Here is an 18769-nt window from a genome sequence, read left to right on the forward strand (position 1 = left end):
TCCCTCACAATCGCCTTTAGCCGCCCATCCTGCAACGTCGGATGCACTCGCTCCTCGCGTGCGTGGGCCGAACTGCTGCTCATATAAGACGCAGCGAATTTAAATTGTCACAGCGCCCAGCGTCACCAAGATCAGTAGCAGCTCCCCTGGGCCGCTAGCAGCCAACTGCCGAGCGTTGTGCGGAACCGGAGTTCGAATGGACGATCGCTGCGTAATGGCACGGTTTCTTTCACGGCTCCGCCGCGCGTTCTCCAGCAAGCCATCCGGCGAGCCGCCCCAACCACCCGCCGGATCCTGTGTATCGGGTTCGCGCCGACAGTGCCACAAGGCCACAGTGACGTGTCGCCGCCGGCCGCCGCCGCGTCCATTACAGCTCGACCACGCGCCCCGTGCGCCACGATGTCATCGCGGCCTCGGCCAGCTCGAGCGCGGCGAGCCCGTCGTCGATCGTGGTCCTGAGTGCCGTGCCGTCGCGCAGCGCATCGACGAAGTGCGCGATCTCGGCCGCGTACGCGTGCCGGTAGCGCTCGAGGAAGAACGGCTCCGGCACGTCGGTCGCGATGCCGTTCGCCGACCATGCGGTGACCTCGGTCGGCCGCACGTTGCCGGCCTGCAGCATCCCGTTGTTGCCGAGCAGCTCGAAGCGCTGGTCGTAGCCGTACGCCGCGCGGCGCGACGTGTTTATCTGGCACAGCAACCCGCGCCGCGTGCGGATCGTGTCCGCGGTCGAATCGATGTCGCCGGCGTCGCGCACGGCCGGATCGGTCAGGCAGCTGCCGGTCGCATGCAGCGTTTGGGCTTCGTCGCCCAGGATCCAGCGGAACACGTCGAAGTCGTGGATCAGCATGTCCTTGAAGATGCCGCCCGAGCTGCGGATGTAGTCGACGGGCGGCGCGCCCGGGTCGCGGCTCGTGACGATCAGCATTTCCGGCGCGCCGATGTCGCCGCGCTCGACGCGCGCCTTCAGTGCGGCGAAGGTCGGATCGAAGCGACGCTGGAAGCCGATCATGCAGGTCACGCCGCGGCGGCGCACGACCTCCGCACATTCGCGCGAGCGCGCGACGGTCAGATCGACCGGCTTCTCGCAGAACACCGCCTTGCCCGCGTTTGCCGCCGCGACGATCAGGTCTGCGTGCGTATCGGTGTTCGACGCGATCACGACCGCGTCGACGGCCGCGTCGCCGAGCGCGCGTTCGGCATCGGCGACCTGCGCGCCGTGCGCAAGCGCGAGGGCGTCGGCCGACGGCGCATGGCGGTCGATCACGTACTTGAGTTTCGCGCCGGGGTGGCGCGCGAGATTCGCCGCGTGAATCTTCCCGATTCTTCCCGCACCGAACAAAGCGAATTCGATCATGCCGTTCTCCTGTTGATTCCGTCGTGTCGCGAGCGCGCGGCACGCACCGGCCGCGCCGCCGATCCATGCCGTCGCGACGCTCAGCGAGCGGCCAGCTCCTCGCGGATATATTCGATGCTGGCGCGCAGCCGGTCTTCGATGTCGTCCGCTTCCGCGATTTCGGTCGCGAATGGCTCGAACGAAAATGCGCCGTGATATCCGCGCGCGAGCAACTCGCGCAGTTGCCGGATATTGCCGAGCCGGTCGGCGCCGCCGACCAGCACGCGATGGCTGTCGCGCATCCGGTCGACCGGCAGATCGCTTTCGTCGACGCCCGAGATGTGCACGAGGCCCGTCAGGTTCGGGAAGAAGATGTCCTCATCGGACAGGTGATGGTGGAACGTATCGTGCACGAGCCGGAATACCCGTTCGCCGGCCGCTGCATGGATGCCCTTCACCGCGTCCGACTTGCGGCGCAGCGCGCACTCCTCGAAGCCGAGCGGCTCGATGAAGCCGAGCAGGCCGCGCGCAGCGAGGATCGGCCCGAGCGCCTTCAGTGCGTTCACGAGATCGGCATGGCGTGCGTCGGCGTCGCGCGTGTCGCCGTGGCTGTTGGTCGGGCACAGCACCAGCGCGCGCGCGCCGCATTGCGCGGCGTAGTCGGCGAGCACCGTCGCTTCGTCCGCGCGCTCGGCATTCCATTGCTCGAAGCGCTGCAGCGCATTGATCGTCAGGATCGTCACGCCGCCGGCTTCGGCCGTCGCGCGCACGGCCGAAGCCGGCGTGCCGTCGGTGATCTCGACGCCGTCGAGATCGTTGCGGATCTCGATCGAGTCGATGCCGAGCCGGCGGCACAGCGCGACATAGCGGTCGAACGGCAGGCGCGGCGCGCTCATCCGGTTCAGCGAAAAATGAAAGGCGGGTTGCGTCATCGTTCTTTCCTCGGTGTCGAGTGGGGCTAGGCAGGATTACGTGAGCTCGCGCGCTGTGGGATCGGCCGGCGCATCCGCCGGTTGCGCCGCGAGTGCGCGCCACGTGTCGCGCAGCCATTGCGCGCACGCGACGTTGTTGTCGAAGATCGAATAGCGCGCGCCGCCACCGTAGTCGGGAAACGGGATGAACTCGCAGCTGATCTGTTCGAGCCGTGTCGCCCGCGCGTGAACCTGCCACTGCAGCAGGTGCCGCAGCGCCGTCTTCCACGTGTCGAGCGGCGCCGCGCGCCATTCGCCGTGATACGCGCCCGGTACCGGTTCGACGAACGGGTACTGGATCCCGCGGCCGGGCCGTCCGTCCGCGCGGCGCATCCAGCGGTTCTCCGGATTGTTCGGAATCACGCTGCGCGCATGCGCGTGCCGGACCCAGCCGCGTGCGATCCAGTCGGCGTAGACGGCCGACGGCGAGGCCGGGTCGAGCAGCTGCCGCACGCTGTCGACCGGCCCGCGCAGGCCCGACGCATCGAGTTCGGGGCGATTGCCGATCTTGAACAGCAGGTGCGAATGGTCCAGCGTGATCCGGAACGGCACGCCTGTTTGCTCGACGCATTGCGCGACGCGCGCGATCCTCATGAAATCCTCGCTCCACATGTCGACGTGCACTTCGAGGCTCGGCAGGCAGCCGACCGGCTCGCCGCGTTCGTATGCGCGCAGGTAGAAATCGGCGACTTCGCGGTCCGACAGCGGATGGCCGTCCGCATGGTGCGCATACAGCTGGCAATTGAGCACCGTGCTGCCGAACCGCGCGCCGGCGTCGACGATCTCCGCGACGTGCGCTTCGTCGCGGCCGGCGCACCAGATGCCGCCGATCACGCGGATCGGCAGCGCGTGCCGGTCGACGAGCGCGAAGTACGGCGACAGGTCCTCGCCGCGCACCGGGTTCTTCTCGACGTAGTCGAACACGCCGGCGGCAGCGATCATCCGGAACCGCTCGGCGGGCGTGGGCAGCGGCAGGCCGTCGTGTTCGAGCACGCCGTCGAGGTTCACGCCGATGAGGATCGCTTCAGCCATCGTCTCCATCCGTTCCTGTTCTGGATGGCTGCCAAATGTACGAGCGTGCGGCGCGGCCTGCATGACAAACGTTGACGAAAAATCGCCCATGCGGCGGTCGATTTTTTTTGCGGCGCGCGTCCGCGCGATGCGCGGCGGGCGTCAGGCCGGCAGGTACGCGCTGGTGCGCACGTTGGCCGAGCAGAACACGCGGAATTCGACCGGGTCGCCCGGCGGCGGCTGTTCGACGATGCCGCACGCGTGCAATACGTGCTGCAGCGCGGAAATCGCCTGGCCGTCCGGATCCTGGTCGATCGCGATGTCCATCGAGCCGGCTTCGATGTAGGCGCGGTGCAGGTCGATCATCTCGTGCCCGATCCAGACGACACGCCCGGCCGCGCCCGCCTTGCGCAGCGCGGCCTCGATGCCGGCCGAGCCGGCGCCGCTGTTGTAGATCCCGACGATGTCGTCGGGCGCGTGCAGCGCGTTCGTCACCGCGCGGTAGCAGCGATCGTCCTGGTCGAGCGTTTCGATCGGTGCGTCGTCGCAGCGGAGATCGGGAAATGCTTCCCGCAACTGGTCGATGCAGCCGGCCATCCGGTCGGCGTGCGCGCGGTAGCCCATGCGCCCGCCCAGCAGCAGCACGCGGCCGGGGCGCGCCGCGAGGCGGCCGATGTAGTAGCCGGCCGTGCGTCCGGCGCGGTAATTGTCGATGCCCGCGTAGTGCACGCGGTCGACGCCGCCGATGTCGGTGACCATCGTGACGACGGTCTCGCCGCGCGCGATCGCGCCGGCCAGCGCGTCGCGCACGCGCGGCGTGTCGCGCGCGGTGACGATCAGTGCCGCGCGCCGGTACGCGGGCCGTTCGATCAGCGCGGCCGCGCGCTCGTCGTCCGCGGCGGGCAGGATGGTCCGGTGCACGACCACGCGCCGGTCGAGCATCTGCAGCGAGCGTTGCACCGCCAGCTGCAGCCGCCGGAAGAACGGCGCGTCGGTGTCGGGCAGCAGCACGTCGACGTGAAGCAGCCCGTGCCGCGTGTCGGGCAACTGGCGCGGCACGCCGAGCTGGCGCGCGGCCGCGACCACGCGCTCGCGCGCCTGCGCGGACACGCTGCCGCGCTCGTTCAGCACGCGGTCGACGGTGGTCGTGCTGACCCCGGCGAGCGCAGCGATCTCGTCGAAGCGCGCGGTGCGCTTGCGCCAGCGCGGACCGGTGGGGTCGGCCATGGTCGTCTCCGTGTTTGTCTGTCGTCGCCTGCGGGGTGTGGCGCTGTCCGGAACGCTAAAGCGATGGCGAAATTTCGTCAACGTTTCGATTGAGCGGGTCATGGCCGTCGCCTAATTTCGAACGCATGCGAAGCGTTCGCCGCGCTTCCCGCAAACGAACAACCAGGAGACACGCGTGACCCATACGGACGACCAGGCGCACGACCGCAACGCGGCGGCGCGCCGTCAGGAATACCGAATGATCGGCGGCGCCGCCGAGCGTGCGCGGGCCGCGGGCCTCGTCAACGCCGAGTGGTACCGGTGCCCGGTGCCGCGGCCGCTGATGAAGCAGCTGATGCAGCGCGACGATGCGCGTGCGATCCGCGACACGCTGATCTGGTACGCGGCGATCGTCGCGAGCGGCGTGCTCGCGTGGCTCGCCTGGCGCGCGCATTCCGCGTGGGCGATCCCCGCGTTCTTCGTGTACGGCACGCTCTACTGCAGCCCGGCGGACTCGCGCTGGCACGAGTGCGGACACGGCACCGCGTTCCGCACGCGCTGGATGAACGACGTGCTGTACCAGATCGCGTCGTTCCAGGTGTTCCGCCGCGCGACGGTATGGCGCTGGAGCCATGCGCGGCACCACACCGACACGCTGGTCGTCGGGCGCGATCCGGAAATCGCCGCACCGAAGCCGACCGACTGGCTCGGGCTCGCGCTGAACGTGGTTGCGCTCAAGCATGTGGCGAGCGAGCTGCGCAAGATGGTCGTGCTGGCGTGCGCGGGCCGGCTCGACGACGAGGAGCGCACCTACGTGCCCGAGTCGGAGTGGCCGAAGGCCGTGCGCGAGGCGCGCGTTCATCTGAGCGTTTATGCGATCGTGATCGGCGCATCGTTGTACTGGCACACGATCCTGCCGCTGCTGTACATCGGGCTGCCGAGCCTCTACGGCGCGTGGCTGTACCTGTACTTCGGCCTCACGCAGCACGCCGGCATGCCGGAGAACGTGCTCGATCACCGGCGCAACTGCCGGACCGTGAGGATGAATGCGGTGTTCCGCTTCCTGTACTGGAACATGAACTATCACGTCGAACACCACATGTTCCCGATGGTGCCGTTCCACGCGCTGCCGAAACTGCACGAAGCCGTGGAGGCCGACATGCCGCCGCCGTACCGCAGCACGCTGGCCGCATACGCGGAGATCGTGCCGGCGCTCGTCCGGCAGACGCGCGATCCGTCCCATTTCGTCGTGCGGCCGGTGCCGGACGCGGTGCGGGCGTGACCGGCCACCCGTATTCCAACCCAGGAGACACACATCATGACGCAATGGATCGACACCGGCGCCCTCGACGACATCGACGACGAAGACGTCGCGCGCTTCGACCACGACGGCCGCACGTACGCGATCTACCGGATCGACGGAAACGTCTATGCGAGCGACGGGCTGTGCACGCACGAGCACGTGCATCTCGCGGACGGTCTCGTGATCGATCACGTGATCGAATGCCCGAAGCACAACGGGCGCTTCGACGTGCGCGACGGCCGGGCGCTGTCGGCGCCCGCGTGCGAAAAGCTGCGCACCTACCGCGCGAAGGTCGAGGACGGCCGCATCCTGATCGAGGTGTGACGCGATGGCGAACGAGCGGGTGATGGCGATCGTCGGCGCGGGCCATGCGGGCGGCCGGGCGGCGCAGGTGCTGCGCGAGTGCGGCTGGCGCGGGCGCATCGTGCTGATCGGCGCGGAGGCGCACTTGCCGTACGAGCGGCCGCCGTTGTCGAAGGGTGTGCTGACCGGCGAGCGCAGCGCCGCGCAATGCGGGCTGCGCGATCCGGATGCGTGGCGCGCCGACGGCATCGAGCCGATCGTCGCGACGGTCGAGCGGATCGATCCGGCGGCGCGCGTGCTGCATGTGTCGGGCGGCCGCCGCTTCGACTACGACGCGCTGCTGCTCGCGACCGGCGCTCGCGCGCGCCGCCTCGCGATTCCGGGCGCGGAACTGGACGGCGTATTCGTATTGCGCACGCTCGACGACGCGGCGGCGCTCGGCGCGCGGCTCGTGCCCGGTGCGCGCGTCGTGCTGATCGGCGGCGGCTTCATCGGTCTCGAAGTGGCGGCGTCGGCACGCTCGCGCGGCTGCCGCGTGACCGTGCTCGATGCAGCATCGCGCCTGCTCGGGCGCGCCGTGCCGGAGCCGATCGCGGCACGCGTGCATGCGCTGCATGTGGCGCGAGGCGTCGCGATCGGCCTGAACCGCCGGCCCGTCGCGATCGAGCGCAGGCCGGACGGCGCGCTGGCCGTCGTGCTCGACGACGGCGACACGCTGATCGCCGACACGGTGGTGGCCGGCATCGGGATCGAACCGGCCGACGAACTTGCGCGCGACGCGGGCCTCGTCGTCGAACGCGGGATCGTCGTGAACGCGCGGCTCGAGACGTCGGCGCGCGGCATCTATGCAGCCGGCGATGTCGCGGTGTTCCCGAGCAGGGCGTCAGGGCGGCTCGTGCGTCAGGAAACCTGGCACGGCGCTGAAACGCAGGCGCGCGTCGCCGCACGCAACATGCTCGGCGCCGACGAACCGTATCGCGAGATGCTGTGGTTCTGGTCCGATCAATACGACGCGCAACTGCAGGTGGCCGGAGAACCGGCACTTGGCGTGCGGACGGTCGCGCGTGTGCTCGGCGACGACGCGGAGATCCATTTCCATTTCGATGCAGGTGCGCGGCTCGTCGCCGCGAGCGGCTTCGGCCGCGCAGCGGGATTCGTGAAGGAGATGCGCGTGGCAAGAATGCTGGTCGAACACGGAATCGACGTGACGCCGGCGGCGATTGCAAACGTCGACGTGAAGCTGAAATCGCTGGTGGCGACCGCAGGAGATCGGTAGCGGTGCCCAGGATAAGATGGGCCGGTCACGCGCGGCGACCGCCTAGCACCCGGGCGGTCAACGGCACCTCTGCATAGCACGAATCGCTGTCGCGCTTGCCCGGGATCGGCAGCACCACGTTCATCAGGCGCGGCGACAAGTCGTATTTGGGGTCACCGCATAGTCGAGCGAGACACCGATGCCGAGCGCAAGCAGGTCGACGGACAACGCGGCAAGTGCACCGAAGCCGAGAGGCATCACCGTCAATGTCGTCGCGCCCGACGCGACCGACACGCCGGTCCAGCGTAGTCCGCCGCACACGGCAATGTCTCCCCGCCTGCCGCTGATCGGGCGCTTCTTCACATCTGACGATGTCGCCGCGCTGACCGGCCAGGGCGTCCGTCGTCCCTTGACGAGACAAAAGCGACGCTGGTGCATCTGGCTGCTTATTCGGGTATTCCGCATGGCCTCCGCCCGTTCAGGGCCGCGCACGAGGTGCTGATAGCGCACGGGTTGTTGAAGTAACGACGCGCCGACTGCCAGGGCTCCCGCGATCGGATACCCCGGCATGGACCAGCGCACGCGGCCGCCGTCCTCACAGCGCGTTCGGCGCTCTCCTCCCGTCAAGCACGGCCGCGACATTGTCGAGCGCGGTAAGCCCCATCTTGTCGCGCGTCTCGATGGTCGCACTGGCCATGTGCGGCGACAGAAACACATTGTCGAGTGTGGCAAAGCGCGGATCGATGTTGGGCTCGTTCCAATAAACGTCAAGCCCCGCGGCGAACAGCCGATGCGAGGTCAACGCGTCGTACAGCGCATCCTCGTCGACGAGACTGCCGCGCGCCGCATTCACGAACACCGCACCATCATGCAGCAAGCCGAATTCGCGGCGTGTCATCAACGGCGTGCCGCCGCCGGGCACATGCAACGTGAGGACGTCGCACTGCGGCAGCAGCGTGTCGAGATCCCCGTAATAGCGCGCGCCAGCCTCGATCTCGGGCGCTGCGGGACGCCGGTCGGTATAGACGATCTTCATCCCGAAGCCGCGCGCACGCTGCGCGACTGCACGGCCGATCCGGCCGAAACCGACAATCCCGAGCGTCTTGCCGTTCACGCGCGTGCCGAGCATGTCGGTCATGCCGAACGACTTTCCCCATCCGGCCCGCACGATGCGCTCGTACTCCGACGCACGCCGACACGCGGCCAGCATCAGCAGCATCGTGAAATCGGCCGTGCAGTCGGTCAGCGCGTCGGGTGCGTTGCTGACCACGATTCCGCGTGCGCGTGCGGCGGCGACATCCATGTGGTCGTAGCCGGCGCTCGCGTTCGCGATGATCTTCACGCTCGACGGCAATGCCGCAATGTGCTCGGCCTGCAGTCCTGATTTCTTGCCGATCAGCACCGCCGGCGTCTGATAGCGGTTGCAGAACTCGACGACGGACGGGGCGTCCATGTCGGCGTCCGTCACATAGGCGTTGAATTCGGCTGCCGCGCGTGCGGCCACCGTAGCGGGAACGCGTCGCGCAACCAGCAGCTGGGTGCGATTGTTGTCAGGCATGGTCTCGTCCTTGGTTCGGATAACGGAGCACAGCCTACGAATCGCGGTCGGCGCGGGTCAATCTTGATTGATTCGATCAACATGTCCGCACGGCCGTGCGCGCCGCCGGATGGCCCGAACGCCTCCGGGCATATCCCCGTCGTGCGAGGCAGCGGCAGCGCGCGCGCGGCACCGCCACGAACTCAGGAAAACCCTGATTTGCGCCCGTCAGGACGGGGCAGTTGATGTTGATTGAACGAATCAAGATTGCTGCGGCGTCGCCGCCGCGCAATCCTTTTCTCATGCTCAACGAACCGAACACGAGGTCGTGAAAATGCAGATAGGAAAAAAAATCGCGGCGGTGACGGGCGCCGGCACCGGCATCGGACAGGCCGCTGCAGTAGCGCTCGCGCAAGCAGGTTTCAGCGTCGCGCTGCTCGGCCGGCGCATCGATCCACTACTCGCGACGCAAGAGACCATCGAGCGTGCCGGTGGCGTGGCAGCGACGATTCCGACCGACGTGTCCGACGAAGCATCGGTCGACGCGAGCTTCGCACAGATCGCGCGCACGTTTGGGCGCCTCGACGTGCTGTTCAACAACGCGGGCCGCAACGCCGGCGCCGTGCCGATCGACGATTACACGCTGCAATTCTGGAACGACGTGGTCGCGACCAACCTGACCGGAGTGTTCCTGTGCGCACGCGCCGCGTGGCGCCAGATGAAGCGCCAGACGCCGCAAGGCGGGCGCATCATCAACAACGGCTCGATCTCAGCCCACAGCCCGCGCCCGAACACGATCGCGTACACGGCCACGAAGCACGCCGTCCTCGGCATCACGCGCTCGCTTGCCATCGATGGCCGGCCGTACAACATCGCGTGCGGCCAGATCGATATCGGCAACGCCGCGACCTCGCTCACCGAACGCATGGACCGGGGCGTGCTGCAGGCCGACGGCCGCATCGCGCCCGAGCCGCGCGTCGACGTTGCGCATGTCGCGAGTGCGATCGTGCAGATGGCCAACCTGCCGCTCAAAGCCAACATTCTGAACATGACGATCATGGCGAGCGCGATGCCCTTCGTCGGACGCGGCTGACCGCACGCGCGCACACGGCAAGTGCGCCGGCGCAACCCCCATAAAAATAGGAGACGACATTGAAAACCGCAGAAGAGCAGGTTTCGGCCATGGGCGGACTCGAAGCACACGCCGGCGCCGCAAGACGCTCGAGGGTGCGTTACGGCGTACTGTCGATGCTGCTCGTGGCAACGATCCTCAACTACGTCGACCGCTCGGCGCTCGGCATCGTCGCGCCCGCACTATCGAAGGATCTCGCGCTCACGCGCGTGCAGATGGGCGAGCTGTTCGCCGTGTTCGGCCTCGCCTACTCCATGGCGCTACTGCCGGCGGGCGTGCTCACCGATTGGCTGGGCTCGCGCATGGCATACGCGCTGTCGCTCGTCGGCTGGTCGCTGGCGACGCTGACGCAGGGGCTTGCGCATGGCTACCACATGTTGCTCGGCTCGCGGCTTGCGATGGGTGCGCTCGAGGCGCCCGCATTCCCGTCGAACGCGCGTGTGGTGACGATGTGGTTTCCGGTCCAGGAGCGCGGCTTCGCAACGAGCGTGTACGTGATGGGCCAGTACATCGGCACGCCGCTTTTCACCGGCCTGCTGCTGTGGATCTCGTCGGCATTCGGCTGGCGCGCCGTGTTCTTCGCGACAGGCACGTTCGGCGTCCTGTTCAGCGTCGTCTGGTATCGGCTTTATCGCGACCCGTCGCGCCATCGCGGCGTCAACGCAGCCGAGTTGGATTACATCACCGAAGGTCGTCCGGTGGTGACCGCGCGCGATCCATTCGACTGGCGCATGGCGCTGCGTCTGCTCGGCTATCGGCAGGTCCTCGCGATCTGTCTCGGCAAGTTCTGCAACAACACGCTGCTGGTGTTCTTCACGACCTGGTTCATGACCTACCTGCTCGAGGAACGGCACATGTCGATGATCAAGGTCGGTTTCTTCCAGGCGATGCCGTTCATCGGCGCCACGCTGGGCATCCTGATCGCCGGCTATTTGTCCGATCTTTGCATCCGGCGCGGTGTGTCGATGTCGTCATCGCGCAAGGCGCCGCTCGTGATCGGCACCTTCCTCGGCGCATCGATCGTGCTCGTCAACTTCGTGCATTCGAACGCGTTGGTAATCTCGATCCTGACCGTCGCGTTCTTTGCGCAGGGCGTCGGCTCGATGTCTTGGGCGGCGGTGTCCGAAATCGCGCCCAAACGTTATGTCGGCCTCACCAGCAGCATCACGAGCCTCGCGGCCAATATCGCGGCCGTGACCACGCCGCTAATGATCGGCTACGTGACCCAGCACACCGGTAGCTTCTTCTGGGCGCTGAACCTGATGGGCGCGATCTGCCTCGTCGGCACACTGTCGTACTCCGTGCTGCTCGGCAAGCTCTCGCGCATCGAGCTCTGACCCCATGCAACCGCTTTATCGGCCCCTCCGGGGGCTCATGCACCCACCGACCACGACCATGATCGAATTCAAATGGGATCATCTGCAACTCTGCTCGGCTGATGCCGAGGCCACCGCCGCGTGGTTCGCGCGCTGCCTGAACGCCGAAATCGTGCGGCGCCCGGGCCGCGTCGACCTGCGGATCGGCGCCATCAACCTGTTCATCACGGCGCTGCCGCACGCGCGTTCGGCGATCGTACCGGACGGCGCCCGCGTGCAAGGGATCGACCACTTCGGCGTGCTGGTCGAGGATCTGGATGCGGCCTACGCGCATCTGGTCGACAACGGCGCCGAGATCGTCCAGCCCGTCACGCGGATCCGCGCCGGCGTGCGCGGCTGTTTCGTGCGCGCGCCCGGCGACATCCTCGTCGAGGTGCTCGAGCGGCGCGCGGCCGAGATGACATTCAACTGAACCCGGTCTATAGTCGGCGCAAGCGGCCGCGCACCGGCCGCATCCTCATCACGACTCCCCATGCAGAACTGGATCACCCTGATGGAAGCGGCGCGGCGGCTCGGTGTACGGGCGCAGACGGTCTACGCGTACGCGAGCCGCGGCAGCATCGCCGTGATGCAGGATCCCGACGATCCACGCAAGAGCCTGTATCGCGCCGAGGACGTGGTCGCGCTGTGCCGCAAGAAACAAGTCGGCCGCAAGCGGTCGGCGCTCGCGGCCAGCACGATCTTCGGCGCCGAGCCGTGCATCTACAGCGGCATCACCACGTTCTCGAAGGGCCGCGCGTGGTATCGCGGCCGCGACAGCATTCAACTTGCCGATACCGCCACGCTCGAGGAAACGGCTGCGCTGCTTTGGCAGGCCACCGCACCCGTATCGTTCGACGCGCCGGCGATCGTGCTGCCGCCCGGCAAGCGCGATCGGCAATGCGCGTTCACGATGCTCGCGACGCTGGCCGCACACGACCATTCGACGCTGGGCCGGCTCGACAGCGCGTTGCACATCGAGGCAGGGCAGCTTGTCGCGATCGTGTCACGCGCGTTCGGCGCGCATGACGATGCCGGCGCAAGCCCGCTCTGCACCCATCAGCGGCTCGCGGCCGGCTGGGGCCTCGACAGCCATGGCGCAGACCTGCTGCGCCGCGCGATGGTTCTGGTCGCCGATCACGAGATCACGAGTTCGGCATTCGCCGCGCGCATCACCGCATCGACCGGCGCGGCGCTGGCAGGCTGCCTGCTGACGGGGCTCGCGACGCTGTCGGGGCCGCTGCACGGCGACGCGTCGGGACGCGTGCGTGCGGTGTTCGCCGACGTGCAACGATTGGGCGCCGAGCGCGTCGTCGATCATCACCTGAAGTCCGCGATCCCGCTTCCCGGTTTCGGCCATCATCTTTACCCTGACGGCGATCCGCGCGCGGCCGCGCTGGTCCCGCGACTCGATCCGCCCCCTGAGCTCGCGCACTTCGTCGACAAGGTCACGACGCTCACCGGCCAGCGCCCGACCATCGATGTCGCGCTCGCGATGCTGTCGGTGCAGCTTCGATTGCCGCGCGATGCGGCGTTCGGACTGTTCGCGATCGCGCGCAGCGTTGGGCTGCTCGCGCATTGCATCGAGCAGTTGCGCGTCGGCCGGGTGATCCGGCCGCGCAGCCGTTATACGGGGCCGGCGCTCGACGATCGGCATCTGCGGCCCGCCGCTGAGGACGATGGCAAAGTGCCGAAAGCCGGTGTCATCGCGAAGAACCGCGTGTTCAAGGTGGTGGAGTAACTGGCGTGACAGCCGTAGACCGAATTGAACGCGTCACCGTTTGCATGGCAAGTTTTCATTGGCCGCGGCTTGCGAAGCGCGGTGTCAACTCCCCTGCGACGCAGACAGTGGCAATCACGCGTTGTGCGGAATCTAAGTTTGAACGGGCAATCGCAGCATAGTGATAATTGCATTATCTCGCGGGCGCGTTCATTCGGACGTCACAATCGGCACTCGACCGCAAAGGGCGGTTCTGGGACGACGCGAACGACTCTGAACCCACAACGGTCCCTATCATCCGCACCGTTCTCACCGATTTGTGCGCGTGTTTGCGATGCCTTCTCGTCGCTACCTTTAACGACGAAACGGTCTCGACGCGTCCCAACTAGAGATTTGAGCGGCTGGTCCAGTGGATCAGGCTGCCGATAGCGAAGTCTGGTATCGCCTATCAAGCAGAGGGCCGCCCGACCGAAGCCCAGCGCCGGCTCTTATCACGAGCGACTTTGCTCATTCCGTCGCTCACGAACCACTCGCCCGCGTTGACGAAGGTACCCGGGCAGCGTGCTATCGACCGATTTCGACGCCGGCATCGAGCCAGCCGCGCATCATGATACCGACCTCGTCGCGCAGCCACTGACGGAACAGCCGGTACTCCGGGCGCGGGTGCGCATTCCGGTGCGTGATCAGGTAATGATGGCGGTCACGAAACACGAGGACATCCTGAACCGGCTGAACTAGCACACCCTCTTCGATCTGCCGGTGCACGAGGTGGTGCCAGCCCAGCAGCGTGCCCTCGCCGGCCTCGGCCTGCGCGACCAGCAGTCGGTAGTCGTTGCTTTCCAGATACTTGTTCGCGGCCAGTGTATCGGTGCCGTCGCTCTGCTGGAACCAATTGCGCCACACGCGCCAGTCGACGTGCTCGCACACCTGCGCACGGCCGAGCATCGACAGGTTCAGCGTCGGGCTCGACAGCAGATCCAGCGGCTTCAGCGACCGGCCATGAAAATGCCGCTCGTGAAACGACGGGCTGCACACCGGATACACGATGTCGTGGAACAGCGGCTCGGCTTCGAACTCAGGCTCGCGCGGCGGGTTCTTCGTGATGATCACATCAGGCTCGATGAGCCCGTCGAGCTCCATGAAATGCTCGGTGACGATCACGTGCAGCTGGATATCCGGAAACCGCTCGCGAAACGCGGGCAGCCGCGACGACAGCCACAGCGCGGAGAACGTGTGCGACACGCAGACCATCAGCGCGTGCTTGTCGGTCCGACGCACGGCCTCCGCCGCCTCGGCGATGTTCATGATCGACAGATACGACGCGTTGTACAGAATCCGCCCGGCATCCGTCAGTGCGATATGCCGGCCGGTGCGCTCGAACAGCGCGACGTCGAGCGAATCCTCGAGCTCCTTGATTTGCCGGCTGATCGCGGCCTGCGTCACGCACAGAACCTCGGCTGCCTGAGTGAAGCTCTCGTAGCGCGCCGCCGTCACGAAGCACCGCAGCGCGCGAAGCGACGGCATCTGCGCGAGAAGTCGGTCGGCAAACAATTGCTTCTTCAACATGGCTTTCACTCTCAAAACGGAGGTCGGACGCTGCGTCGACGAACCCGTCGACGGCAGTCCCGCCGGCTGCCCGCAGGCAGTCTCGTCGCAAACCTTGCGATTATCTGATCTTGCAGCTTGCGATTCGGTCGGGCGGCTGGCAAGAGCGGCTCAGCCGCCGCAACGGCGCCCCGCTTACGCCATTTTCGATCGATTGTGCACCGCATCGCTATTATCGAAAGCGATGATGAGCAATGCAAGGCGGACGTCGGCGCCGCCCCCAAACCCGCGTCGGGCCGCGCACGCCCGAGCGCTGCGTGCGTGTCCCAGCCACTTAGTCGAGCTTGAGCCAGGTCGTTTTCAGTTCGCAGTATTGGTCGTGCGCGTAGACTGATTTGTCGCGGCCGCCGAATCCCGACTGCTTGAATCCGCCGAACGGAGTCGACAGGTCGCCTTCGCCAAAGCAGTTCACCGTGACCGTCCCCGCGCGAATCCGCGCGGCGACCTTGTGCGCACTGTTCACGTTGTCGGTCCACAGCGACGCAGCGAGCCCGTAGCACGTATCGTTCGCGATCCGCACCGCGTCATCGACGTCGCCGTACTCGATGAAGCACACGACCGGCCCGAACACCTCGTCGCGCGCGATGCTCATCTCGGGCGTCACCTGGTCGAAGATCGTCGGTTCGACGAACCAGCCGCCGGTTTCCGCGAGAATTGCGTTCCCGCCGCACACCACGTGCGCGCCTTCCGCCTTCGCCTTCTCGATATGGCCGAGAACCTTCTCGTAATGCTTCTGCTCGATCAGCGCCCCGAGCTTCACGTCCGGATCGAGCGGATCGCCGGTCTTCCAACCGGCGAGCACCGCCTGAACCTTGTCCAGCAGTTCCGCCTTGCGGCTCGACGGCACGAGAATCCGCGAGCCGGCGCTGCAGTTCTCGCCCATGTTCCAGAACGCGGCCGCGACCGCCTGCTCGGCGACCGCGTCGAGGTTCGCGACGTCCGGCAGGATCACCTGCGGATTCTTGCCGCCGCATTCGAGCACGACGCGCTTCAGGTTCGTATCGGCCGAGTAGTGCAGGAAGCGCTTGCCGGTCGCAGTCGAGCCTGTGAACGCGACGAGATCGACGTCCGGATGGCGGCCGATCGCCTCGCCGGCCTCGCCGCCGAACCCGGTGACGACGCTGAACACGCCCGGCGGCACGCCGGCTTCCATCGCGAGATCGGCGATGCGCAGCGTCGACAGCGACGTCTGCTCGGCCGGCTTCACGACCACGCTATTGCCCACCGACAGCGCGGGACCGATTTTCCATGCGAGCATCAGCGCCGGGAAATTCCACGGCAGCACGGCGCCGACGACGCCGATCGGCTCGCGCGTGATCATGCTGACGACGCCGGTGCCGGACGGCGACAACGCGTCGTAGCGCTTGTCCGTCAATTCCGCATGCCAGCGGATGCACGCGGCCGACTCGGGAATGTCGAGCCCCAGGCATTCGCCGATCGGCTTGCCGGCTTCCAGCGCCTCGAGCAGCGCGAGTTCCTCCGCGTGCTCGTCGATCAACTGCGCGACGCGCAGCAGCACCGCCTTGCGATGCGCGGGTGCTGCCTTCGACCAGACACCCGACTCGAACGCTTCGCGCGCGGCCGCGACCGCGCGATCGACGTCGCGTTCGCTACAGCGCGCCACTTCGGCGAGCACCTTGCCCGACGCCGGGTTGAGCGTCGCGAACGTCTCGCCCGACGCCGCCGCACTGCGCTCGCCCGCGATGAACGCGCGGCCGTCGAGCGGCAACGCATTCGCCTTCTGCTTCCAATCCTGATGGGTCGTCATGTCGTTTCCTCAATAATCAAAGTTCGGCACCGGCCGAGAATTCCTTCGCCCAGATCGTCGCCGACACGGCCAGGTCGACGAGCGGCCGAACCGGCAGCGGACGCGGATGCGGCTGCTTCAACAACTGCTGCACGAGGCTGTTCGATTCGCCGAGCGCGTACTCGGCGATCAGCTTGCCGGACGACGAGCCGCGGCTCAGCCCGAGGCCGTTGCAGCCGATCGCCTCGTAGAGACCGTCGTCCCGCTTGCCAAACAGCGCGCCGTTGTTCGCGGACAGGCACAGCGGCCCGCCCCACGTATATTCGAGTTCGACGCCACCGAGCATCGGGAAGCGGCGCTCGAACGAGCGCTGATGCAGATGCCGCGCCTTCGCGAGATCCGCAGGCGACACCCTCACGTCCGGCCTGAACGCGAAATGGTTGCGCACGCAAATGCGATCGGTGATCAGGCGCCGCACCGTCGTGCCCATCGGATCGGCCGGAATCACCGCCCACGACCGCGTTCCGCCGAGCTTCGCGACTTCGTCGGCATTCATCTGCCGCGTGAGCGACGCGAACGTATAGACGGGCAGCAATCCGTTCGAATGCATGCCGAATGTCGCCGCGTACGCGTTCGTGCACAGGATCACCTGCTTTGCGACGATCGTGCCGCCGGCGAAGTGCAGTGCGCGTGCGTCGCCGCGCGGCTCGATCCGCGTGACCGGGCTGAGCTCGAACACCGTCACGTTGTCCGGCTGCGTGGCCGCGAGGCCACGCATCAGCGCAGCCGGCTGCACCGTGCTGCAGCCCGGCGTGAACAGCGCGCCCGTGTAGAAGTCGGTGCCGGTCACGGCCTGAATGGCCGGCTGGTCGAGCCATTCGAACGGTTCGCCGATCCGCGACAAACCGTCCGCGAAATGCGCGAGTGCGGCGGCGCCTTTCCTGTTGACCGATGCGTGGAATTTGCCGTCGTCGCGCCAGTCGCAATCGATACCGAAGCGCCGCACGATGTCACGCACATAGTCGATGCCGTGCCGCTGGAACCGCACGTCGGCGCGGTCCTCTTCGATGCTGCGCGAGTAGCTTTCGCTGCTGATGTCGTGCGGCAGGTCGACGAAGAATCCGGAATTGCGCCCGGCCGTCGTGCGGCCGATCCGGTCGGCCTCCACGAGCGCGATCGACGCGCCCGGCGCGAGCTCCGCGAGCCGGCGCGCCGCGCACAGCCCGGTGATGCCGCCGCCGACGACGACCCAGTCGAACCGGCCGTCGGACGTGACGGTTTGGGCTTCCTGCGCCGGCGGCAGGCTCTCCCACCAGCCGTTCATTCCGTCCGACGCAGGAAACCGCGCGAATTCCAGATTCGAACGCATGATGGCTTACCGGTCGTCGCGCAGCAGCGGCTTCACGAGCTTCGCGAACACGTCACGCTCGTCGCCGGACAGCGCGCCGAGCGGTGCGCGTGCGACGCCGACCGGCAAGCCGGCCAGCTCGCAGCCGTAACGCACGTACTGAATGAACTTGCCGCTACGCTCGAGCAGTTCGAGCACCGGCAGCAGTTGCGCCATCAGCTTGCGGCCGGTCGCGAAATCGCGGCGCGTCACGCATGCGTCGAACAGATCGGTATGCGCTTCCGGCAGAAAGTTGGACGCGCCGCCGACCCAGCTGCGCGCGCCCCACGCGAAGAACTCGAGCGCCTGGTCGTCCATCCCGCAGCTCACCACGAGCCGGCCGCTGAAATGCGTAGACAGGTGATGCAGATGCGCGATGTCGCCGGTGCTCTCCTTCATCGCGACGAAATTCTTCCGCTCGAGCAGCGTCTCTAGAATCCCGTCGCCGATTTCGGTGCCAGTGCGGGCCGGGAAGTTGTACAGCATGATCGGCATGTCGAGCACGTCGTCGATCGTGAGCAGGTGCGCGAGCAGTTCCTGCTGCGTCGGCTGCGCATAATACGGCGCCGCCACCAGCAGCGCGTCCAGCCCCGCGCGTTTCGCTTCGCGGCCGAGACGCAGCACTTCCTTCGTCGTCGTCGCGTTGATGCCCGCGGTCAGGAACGTCTTGCCGCCGGCGGCGGCCGCGACCGTGTCGAACGTGCGCACGCGCTCGTCGAAGCTCAACGCGTAGTATTCGCCCGTCGTGCCGCCGATGCCGAGGCCGGACACGCGGCCGGCGAGATCGGCCGCATGCCGGCCCAGCAGTGCGTGATCGATTTCGCCGTCCGCGTCGAACGGGGTGACCAGCGGTGTGTGTACGCCCTCGAAGCTCATTTCAATTCCTCATTCAGGTGAGTGAGTG

General features: G+C 67.1%; 17 protein-coding genes. 7 read left to right on the forward strand and 10 right to left on the reverse strand.

Features of this window, described 5'->3' with window-relative positions:
* Positions 1–367: 367 nt before the first annotated feature.
* From iolG to ACTJLD_RS25425, 4 genes are all read right to left on the reverse strand, one after another.
* Positions 368–1354: an inositol 2-dehydrogenase gene (gene iolG, locus ACTJLD_RS25410; protein WP_151062678.1), complete on the reverse strand. Its 987-nt coding sequence runs from the start codon at positions 1352–1354 to the stop codon at positions 368–370.
* An 80-nt stretch (positions 1355–1434) separates the two neighbouring features.
* The gene (locus tag ACTJLD_RS25415) at positions 1435–2265 is read right to left on the reverse strand and encodes a TIM barrel protein (RefSeq protein ID WP_151062677.1); all 831 of its coding nucleotides are present in this window, start codon (positions 2263–2265) and stop codon (positions 1435–1437) included.
* Between the two features lie 36 nt (positions 2266–2301).
* Positions 2302–3336 (reverse strand): xylose isomerase, encoded by a 1035-nt coding sequence (locus ACTJLD_RS25420; protein ID WP_151062676.1) that lies wholly within the window; start codon positions 3334–3336, stop codon positions 2302–2304.
* Positions 3337–3477: 141 nt separating this feature from the next.
* Positions 3478–4542: a LacI family DNA-binding transcriptional regulator gene (locus ACTJLD_RS25425; RefSeq protein WP_151062675.1), complete on the reverse strand. Its 1065-nt coding sequence runs from the start codon at positions 4540–4542 to the stop codon at positions 3478–3480.
* Positions 4543–4780: 238 nt separating this feature from the next.
* Between ACTJLD_RS25425 and ACTJLD_RS25430 the strand changes: the two genes are divergently transcribed.
* Genes ACTJLD_RS25430 through ACTJLD_RS25440 form a run of 3 tightly spaced genes read left to right on the forward strand, consistent with a single transcriptional unit; the run spans position 4781 to position 7403 of the window.
* Positions 4781–5803, forward strand: coding sequence for a fatty acid desaturase family protein (locus tag ACTJLD_RS25430; RefSeq protein WP_233629511.1), 1023 nt, complete (start codon positions 4781–4783; stop codon positions 5801–5803).
* Between the two features lie 36 nt (positions 5804–5839).
* Positions 5840–6148, forward strand: coding sequence for a non-heme iron oxygenase ferredoxin subunit (locus ACTJLD_RS25435; protein WP_011657860.1), 309 nt, complete (start codon positions 5840–5842; stop codon positions 6146–6148).
* A gap of 4 nt (positions 6149–6152) precedes the next feature.
* The gene (locus tag ACTJLD_RS25440; RefSeq protein WP_151062673.1) at positions 6153–7403 is read left to right on the forward strand and encodes an NAD(P)/FAD-dependent oxidoreductase; all 1251 of its coding nucleotides are present in this window, start codon (positions 6153–6155) and stop codon (positions 7401–7403) included.
* Between the two features lie 123 nt (positions 7404–7526).
* Here the strand turns inward: ACTJLD_RS25440 and ACTJLD_RS25445 are convergent, their stop codons facing one another.
* Together ACTJLD_RS25445 and ACTJLD_RS25450 are read right to left on the reverse strand one after the other, a co-directional pair.
* Positions 7527–7964, reverse strand: a complete 438-nt coding sequence (locus ACTJLD_RS25445; RefSeq protein WP_170297406.1) for a hypothetical protein — start codon at positions 7962–7964, stop codon at positions 7527–7529.
* A 13-nt stretch (positions 7965–7977) separates the two neighbouring features.
* On the reverse strand, positions 7978–8940 hold the full coding sequence (locus tag ACTJLD_RS25450) for a 2-hydroxyacid dehydrogenase (protein ID WP_151062672.1): 963 nt from the start codon (positions 8938–8940) through the stop codon (positions 7978–7980).
* Positions 8941–9253: 313 nt separating this feature from the next.
* On the opposite strand from ACTJLD_RS25450, the gene ACTJLD_RS25455 reads away from it, so the two are divergent.
* The 4 genes from ACTJLD_RS25455 (at position 9254) to ACTJLD_RS25470 (ending at position 13147) form a co-directional block, all read left to right on the forward strand.
* Complete coding sequence (locus tag ACTJLD_RS25455; protein ID WP_151062671.1) at positions 9254–10012, forward strand: SDR family oxidoreductase; 759 nt, start codon at positions 9254–9256, stop codon at positions 10010–10012.
* A gap of 89 nt (positions 10013–10101) precedes the next feature.
* Positions 10102–11388: an MFS transporter gene (locus ACTJLD_RS25460; RefSeq protein WP_151062714.1), complete on the forward strand. Its 1287-nt coding sequence runs from the start codon at positions 10102–10104 to the stop codon at positions 11386–11388.
* A 58-nt stretch (positions 11389–11446) separates the two neighbouring features.
* Positions 11447–11839, forward strand: a complete 393-nt coding sequence (locus ACTJLD_RS25465) for a VOC family protein (RefSeq protein WP_151062670.1) — start codon at positions 11447–11449, stop codon at positions 11837–11839.
* A 60-nt stretch (positions 11840–11899) separates the two neighbouring features.
* Positions 11900–13147 (forward strand): citrate synthase, encoded by a 1248-nt coding sequence (locus ACTJLD_RS25470; protein WP_151062669.1) that lies wholly within the window; start codon positions 11900–11902, stop codon positions 13145–13147.
* A gap of 543 nt (positions 13148–13690) precedes the next feature.
* On the opposite strand, the gene ACTJLD_RS25475 is transcribed toward ACTJLD_RS25470, so the two are convergent.
* The 4 genes from ACTJLD_RS25475 to ACTJLD_RS25490 form a co-directional block, all read right to left on the reverse strand.
* Positions 13691–14692, reverse strand: coding sequence for a LysR substrate-binding domain-containing protein (locus ACTJLD_RS25475; protein WP_151062668.1), 1002 nt, complete (start codon positions 14690–14692; stop codon positions 13691–13693).
* 313 nt (positions 14693–15005) lie between these two features.
* Positions 15006–16499 (reverse strand): aldehyde dehydrogenase, encoded by a 1494-nt coding sequence (locus ACTJLD_RS25480; RefSeq protein ID WP_151062667.1) that lies wholly within the window; start codon positions 16497–16499, stop codon positions 15006–15008.
* Between the two features lie 16 nt (positions 16500–16515).
* On the reverse strand, positions 16516–17847 hold the full coding sequence (locus ACTJLD_RS25485) for an NAD(P)/FAD-dependent oxidoreductase (RefSeq protein ID WP_151062666.1): 1332 nt from the start codon (positions 17845–17847) through the stop codon (positions 16516–16518).
* 6 nt (positions 17848–17853) lie between these two features.
* Positions 17854–18741: a dihydrodipicolinate synthase family protein gene (locus tag ACTJLD_RS25490; RefSeq protein ID WP_151062665.1), complete on the reverse strand. Its 888-nt coding sequence runs from the start codon at positions 18739–18741 to the stop codon at positions 17854–17856.
* Between the last annotated feature and the right edge of the window lie 28 nt (positions 18742–18769).

It is taken from the genome of Burkholderia sp. 22088 (assembly GCF_052045915.1).
Taxonomy (GTDB): Bacteria; Pseudomonadota; Gammaproteobacteria; order Burkholderiales; family Burkholderiaceae; genus Burkholderia; species Burkholderia cepacia.

What these genes read in the sequence shown, in the direction of transcription:
- ACTJLD_RS25450 (WP_151062672.1), bottom strand. Translation starts at nt 8,940, where the DNA reads ATGCCTGACAACAATCGCACCCAGCTGCTGGTTGCGCGACGCGTTCCC.
- ACTJLD_RS25415 (WP_151062677.1), bottom strand. Translation starts at nt 2,265, where the DNA reads ATGACGCAACCCGCCTTTCATTTTTCGCTGAACCGGATGAGCGCGCCG.
- ACTJLD_RS25455 (WP_151062671.1), top strand. Translation starts at nt 9,254, where the DNA reads ATGCAGATAGGAAAAAAAATCGCGGCGGTGACGGGCGCCGGCACCGGC.
- ACTJLD_RS25460 (WP_151062714.1), top strand. Translation starts at nt 10,102, where the DNA reads ATGGGCGGACTCGAAGCACACGCCGGCGCCGCAAGACGCTCGAGGGTG.
- ACTJLD_RS25435 (WP_011657860.1), top strand. Translation starts at nt 5,840, where the DNA reads ATGACGCAATGGATCGACACCGGCGCCCTCGACGACATCGACGACGAA.
- ACTJLD_RS25475 (WP_151062668.1), bottom strand. Translation starts at nt 14,692, where the DNA reads ATGTTGAAGAAGCAATTGTTTGCCGACCGACTTCTCGCGCAGATGCCG.
- ACTJLD_RS25465 (WP_151062670.1), top strand. Translation starts at nt 11,447, where the DNA reads ATGATCGAATTCAAATGGGATCATCTGCAACTCTGCTCGGCTGATGCC.
- ACTJLD_RS25430 (WP_233629511.1), top strand. Translation starts at nt 4,781, where the DNA reads ATGATCGGCGGCGCCGCCGAGCGTGCGCGGGCCGCGGGCCTCGTCAAC.
- ACTJLD_RS25470 (WP_151062669.1), top strand. Translation starts at nt 11,900, where the DNA reads ATGCAGAACTGGATCACCCTGATGGAAGCGGCGCGGCGGCTCGGTGTA.
- iolG (WP_151062678.1), bottom strand. Translation starts at nt 1,354, where the DNA reads ATGATCGAATTCGCTTTGTTCGGTGCGGGAAGAATCGGGAAGATTCAC.
- ACTJLD_RS25440 (WP_151062673.1), top strand. Translation starts at nt 6,153, where the DNA reads ATGGCGAACGAGCGGGTGATGGCGATCGTCGGCGCGGGCCATGCGGGC.
- ACTJLD_RS25425 (WP_151062675.1), bottom strand. Translation starts at nt 4,542, where the DNA reads ATGGCCGACCCCACCGGTCCGCGCTGGCGCAAGCGCACCGCGCGCTTC.
- ACTJLD_RS25490 (WP_151062665.1), bottom strand. Translation starts at nt 18,741, where the DNA reads ATGAGCTTCGAGGGCGTACACACACCGCTGGTCACCCCGTTCGACGCG.
- ACTJLD_RS25480 (WP_151062667.1), bottom strand. Translation starts at nt 16,499, where the DNA reads ATGACGACCCATCAGGATTGGAAGCAGAAGGCGAATGCGTTGCCGCTC.
- ACTJLD_RS25420 (WP_151062676.1), bottom strand. Translation starts at nt 3,336, where the DNA reads ATGGCTGAAGCGATCCTCATCGGCGTGAACCTCGACGGCGTGCTCGAA.
- ACTJLD_RS25485 (WP_151062666.1), bottom strand. Translation starts at nt 17,847, where the DNA reads ATGCGTTCGAATCTGGAATTCGCGCGGTTTCCTGCGTCGGACGGAATG.